Origin of the sequence: Marinobacter sp. 3-2, assembly GCF_003751355.1 — a bacterium.
Classification (GTDB): Bacteria; Pseudomonadota; Gammaproteobacteria; order Pseudomonadales; family Oleiphilaceae; genus Marinobacter; species Marinobacter adhaerens.
Map to the genome: position 1 here is coordinate 1 of NZ_RJUQ01000007.1, position 4,613 is coordinate 4,613.

At 46.7% G+C, this 4,613-nt stretch carries 6 protein-coding genes; 3 read left to right on the forward strand and 3 right to left on the reverse strand.

All coding sequences use genetic code 11. The features are described from left to right. Positions 1–226 precede the first annotated feature (226 nt). Both EDB94_RS01695 and EDB94_RS01700 read right to left on the reverse strand, forming a co-directional pair. Complete coding sequence (locus EDB94_RS01695) at positions 227–1,177, reverse strand: FRG domain-containing protein (RefSeq protein WP_146162237.1); 951 nt, start codon at positions 1,175–1,177, stop codon at positions 227–229. Continuing rightward, complete coding sequence (locus tag EDB94_RS01700; protein ID WP_108019943.1) at positions 1,155–1,706, reverse strand: hypothetical protein; 552 nt, start codon at positions 1,704–1,706, stop codon at positions 1,155–1,157. The genes EDB94_RS01695 and EDB94_RS01700 overlap by 23 nt, the downstream gene beginning before the upstream one ends. A gap of 583 nt (positions 1,707–2,289) precedes the next feature. On the opposite strand from EDB94_RS01700, the gene EDB94_RS01705 reads away from it, so the two are divergent. Together EDB94_RS01705 and EDB94_RS01710 are read left to right on the forward strand one after the other, a co-directional pair. Further along, on the forward strand, positions 2,290–2,598 hold the full coding sequence (locus tag EDB94_RS01705) for a glyoxalase superfamily protein (protein WP_108019945.1): 309 nt from the start codon (positions 2,290–2,292) through the stop codon (positions 2,596–2,598). A gap of 448 nt (positions 2,599–3,046) precedes the next feature. After that, a complete protein-coding gene (locus EDB94_RS01710; protein WP_108019947.1) occupies positions 3,047–3,598 on the forward strand; it encodes a DNA-binding protein in 552 nt (183 codons plus the stop codon). Here the strand turns inward: EDB94_RS01710 and EDB94_RS01715 are convergent. After that, on the reverse strand, positions 3,595–3,876 hold the full coding sequence (locus tag EDB94_RS01715) for a helix-turn-helix domain-containing protein (protein WP_108019949.1): 282 nt from the start codon (positions 3,874–3,876) through the stop codon (positions 3,595–3,597). The two genes, EDB94_RS01710 and EDB94_RS01715, sit on opposite strands and share 4 nt — an antisense overlap. Before the next feature lie 85 nt (positions 3,877–3,961). On the opposite strand from EDB94_RS01715, the gene EDB94_RS01720 reads away from it, so the two are divergent. Next, positions 3,962–4,423: a hypothetical protein gene (locus EDB94_RS01720; RefSeq protein ID WP_108019951.1), complete on the forward strand. Its 462-nt coding sequence runs from the start codon at positions 3,962–3,964 to the stop codon at positions 4,421–4,423. The last annotated feature ends 190 nt before the right edge of the window (positions 4,424–4,613 follow it).

Below are 4,613 nucleotides of genomic sequence, written 5' to 3' on the forward strand. Positions count from 1 at the left end.
TTCGATTCTCTCCACCTTGGACACTCCTTTGCACTAGGTCTATGCCTAGGCCTTTGCTTCTACCAAGGTGTCCGGTTTAAATGGGGGCTACTACAGTAATATCCGACTCAGTATTCGGCATTAGACCCTCTTCTAAGCTAACGCCTGCAGCATGCGCGGCTTTGGAATGAAGGCGAAGCCGCAATGGAAAAGACGTCGCCGTGCCTGCATTGGTTAAGCATTTGTTTCAATCCTGTGAAAATGCGAATCCACGAACTTTTGGTGCCTGGAAGCTTCGATAAACGGTATCCACAGCACCTTTAACCGAACCGAAAATGTCTGGAAATAGTGTTCTATTGTTTATATTCATCTTATCTAGACGGTCGAGCATAGAAATTCTTTCCTTTTCGGAACAAGGGAAAGTGAGCTTCGTCAAAACCGGTGCATCTCCCTTGTGGAAGCTCATTTCGCCCACGACCCGCTTTAACCACACCTCAAGGGACTTGTAGTACTCATGCTTTGTGAAAAAGCCCTGTTGGAAAGCAATTCGCCGATTATTTTCGTTAAGCTCTTGAACTATTTCCGATATCGGGAATTGCTGGTTTAGCGCAGATTCTGGAGAAATAGAATTTTCATATTTAGGTCTGACTTCCTCAATTACTTGGGTATTCACGTGCGTCAACATGTTCAAATTGATGACCCAAACGCACCGTGAGCTTTCTGCACCTGTCCTCACCGGTTCCGAAATTGCAAAGAACAGCGCAATAAAAGGTGAATGTGTCCAATCCAGTAGTGGGGACGGCAACCCAAAATGCTGGCCATACTGCCAGAGATCTATCTTTTCTATGCGATCTTGAGGCAAATCGTTATTGGTAATTAAGTTGTTCTTAAACTGTTTATGGAGGCGCTGAAGGCATAGGTCTGTTAATAGTTCTCTCTCGTAATTTGCACTGCGTTCAGGGTAGTGGGATTGAATTTCGCTAACGAATCGAGAAAGGGTCGTCTCAAGTTCCCAATCTGAATCTGAGTGCCCGCGAAAGCCGAAATCGTAGTCACGGGTGATTAGTTTTTCTGACGCATAATCGAAAAACTCCGTGATCGACTTAAAATCTTTCTCATCCGGTATGCCTAACTTATACATAGCGCTCTCCATCGCTTTAATGCTTAATAGCTGATTAAGCATCATTCCCGTCAGCACGAATGTTTTCTTTTAAGACCTTAGTCACGTCGAACTCGCCCACAACAAGATCTCGCTTTGGGAGCCGAAATACTCGGCGAATATCTTTTGCTAGCTCTGATGCGTACAGCCCCATTCTAGCTGCTTGATCTGCAGCAGCTGCACGGGTCGCTTCAACATCAACTGTGACATCCCATAAGAAAGCCGCAACTTGATCTGCCTGCCGAACTTCCTGAGGGAAAACCATTAGCCTGTGAGCAATCTCTGCTTTCTGAGGCTTGATGAACCCAGCTACAATCGAAAGATCAGGCAAAACTGGGACCTTACCGATGAAAGAGCCTGCATGACCATCCGATGCATTGGCGAGGTCATGATCGGCCAGATTTTCCGCACAAGTGATTGCATAGCCCTCTAGACTCACTGCGGCAGAAAGAGCGTCAAACTTTGCTACTTGTTTCTCTTTCCTGCTTTCCAGCCAAGCGTTTATTGCAGCGCCAGCTATAGTGGCAACCAATGCACTTGTAATTACCGTAGAAAAGAACTGCTCCATGTTTCCTCATGCTTAACATTTGTATAGTGGTCGCGATGATCATATTCCCCGACCGGTTTTCCTGATATCACCGACTTTTCGGTCAAAAAGATCGTTCTTCCTACCCACCAAACAAAAAGGCCCGAAGTTTTCACTCCAGGCCTTCTCGTCACTCAGTGCAGTCAATCACCTCAACCGCATTTCTTATACGCAGACAGTATCTGACTACTTTGACTAACTGACTGAGCTAAAAGTTTGATAATACGGTTATTGGTGAAGATTACAAATTAAAGCCCAAGCTTTGATGCATATTTTTAATTATTTGGACCTGCATACTTTTTAAAGCCGGTTGTTGTCCATGGGAAAGCCATCTTTCTCCAGTGCTAATCGCTGTATCCGAATTGGGATTCCTCATGCCAGGGTACCGTGGTGATCGAATGGCCATTGACAGCAATCGATGGGATGCTAATTTATGCGTAGGCTTGTCGGCGCCTGTAGCCCACGCGAACCCGGATGGGACGATAATTGAGAGACGATAGTTTCTTATCTCTGGTTAAGGCTAGGGGTGTTTAGTGGGTACACTCCTCGCAATAGGATTCCAGCGATGAGCAAATCAAAACCTTCCTTCAGACTGATAATGTTGGGCAAAAAGTCGGTCGAGCTTTTAAAGCAAGAAGCTCGTAAACTTAAGCGTTCCACTCCGCTGACGCATACTCAAGCTATCGAACTCGTGGTGCAAAAGCACGGTTTCCGGAATTGGAATCATTTCATCGAATTACGCAAGAGGCTGGCCACCCCCGTACTGGTGCCGTTAGGTTTATGTTTTCGAGAGTCTCCTTCGACCCCGTGCCCATTGGCCAAACCTGCCCCCCTGTATTGCAAGAACTTTATCGTCGACGTCGGTGAAAGATAACCTGATTCATGCTTTTTAGTCCCAACTTTTGGGCTGTTTGCGGCCCCATCTATGGCTTTTGAATCACTCTTTTTTCACCAAGAAACGGCTTAACCCAAACCCACCAGATGACACTGAGTGGCCAAGGAGCGGACGGACACACCTGCATAGTGTGCTCGCTGCGTTACACCAGCAGTGCCGCCTAGCCGACCGACCAGAAAGCTTATACCGCGGGTCAGCTGTCCTGCCTGGTCAAGGCTTGAGTGAGAGCCGAGAGGCATGCGAACTATCATTCGTGACCGCCATCTGGTAGGTGCAGTGTGGCTTATCTTGGGGAGGCTTTGAATGACTTACCTGGCTAGCTGAAAATTTGTAACTGATTAAGTTAGTTACTTACTTTCTTACTTTTTATCTTTTTTTAATTTTCGGTGCCTTACTGACAGATAGATAAAGAAACTTAGGAGAGATTATGCGTCCAGCGGAATTTTCTGAGGATAGAATCCTAGAGGCCGGCAAAAAACTCGATGCCTCTGGAAAGAGGGTAACAGGCTACGCTCTGAGGCGGGCTTTGGGGGGTGGTGATCAAAAGCGACTTTACACTGTATGGAGAAATCAAAACGGTCATGGGGATGTTGAACCTGCCAGTTCTAGCGAGCTGCCTGTCGAAATGGAAGATGCGTTACAGCAACTTATTGAAGAGTTTGGTTCTCAGATCAGGAAAATTGCTGATAGGTTGAACACACACGCAGTCAAGTCGGCTGAGAGACAGGTAGCAGAGGTCACACGTGAATACCAAGAGCTCAAAGAGCAAAGTGAAGCGGAACAAAAGGATGCTTCTTCAATCATTTCTGAATTAGAAGAGCAACTGCGCAATCAAACGGAAAGGTTTGATGCTATGCGAGAGCACGCCGAAAGAGAGCACGCCAAAGCGATAAAGCTGGAAGCGCAGATCAGTGAGATGGCTAACGCAGAGAAAATCTTTGAGCGCATTTCTGCTTTAGAAGCAAAGTTGGCCCGCTAGTTGTCTTCCAGGTCAGCCTGCTCTCGGATGATTATGGTGAAAATGTCCCTCGGCTCTACATCGTCTTTGAGCGAATAACATTCAACCAGCAGTGTCAGCGGGTGGATGCCCATTGTCGTAGCGAGCTCTTCAATCTTGTCGAGCGTCGGGTTTTTGAGACCTCGCTCCAGCTCGCTCAAGTAGGTCCGGCTACTAACTCTTGTGAATGCTTCTTGAGAAAGTCCTTTGGCTTTCCTCTGTCGTCTTAGCGCTTGTCCGAATGCTTCGTGCAGTTCCATGTCGACCCCTGAAGGAAAAGAGCCATGACACCGGATTGCACGCTATAGCACTACAAACTATAGTGTGCATTTTGGAGGAAAATTCATGTTTATGACTCAAAATCACGCGGAAGAACCTCTTGGCCAACCATTCGGTCGGGACCACTTTTGGAGGTGGGTGGAGTTCTCCAATAATGACGTGTGGTACTACGTCAGCACTTCTTACGCGAGAGACTCGGGTGACGGGTTCCGCTACTACTTTCTTACCAAACCGACTGACCTCGTAAATCTTATTGCCGAGGCCGACGAAGAGTTCTGGATTGAGAAGGTAATGGCTGTAATTCCTCCCCATATGAACGGATCTAGCTCCTGGGAAATGCATCAGTTGAAAGAGCTTATTGCGGTATCAAATGACAATGACATCGTCAATGTGGATTATATTTTTCAGTTAGAGGGCGATCTAGTTTATGGTCCCCGAGAAGTGAGAGAAGAGAGTACTGTCGTACGATCCCAAGTTTTATTTTCTGAAAGACACCACGCGTCTCCCAATGACAAGAAGACTTCGTGAATTTTCGGAGAAAACCCTACTTCAGGAAGTATTGAAGGTCATTTGGTCAGATACGACTAAAAACTAGATTGGTGTAGATAGCTATTGCCAACCCTTGTAGTGGTCAAGTGTTTTAGGCCACCGTCTTTTGAGCTTTCCAGTAGGCCTGTTCTGCCACATTCGGCGGCAATCCGCCGTTGTGTTTATGAGG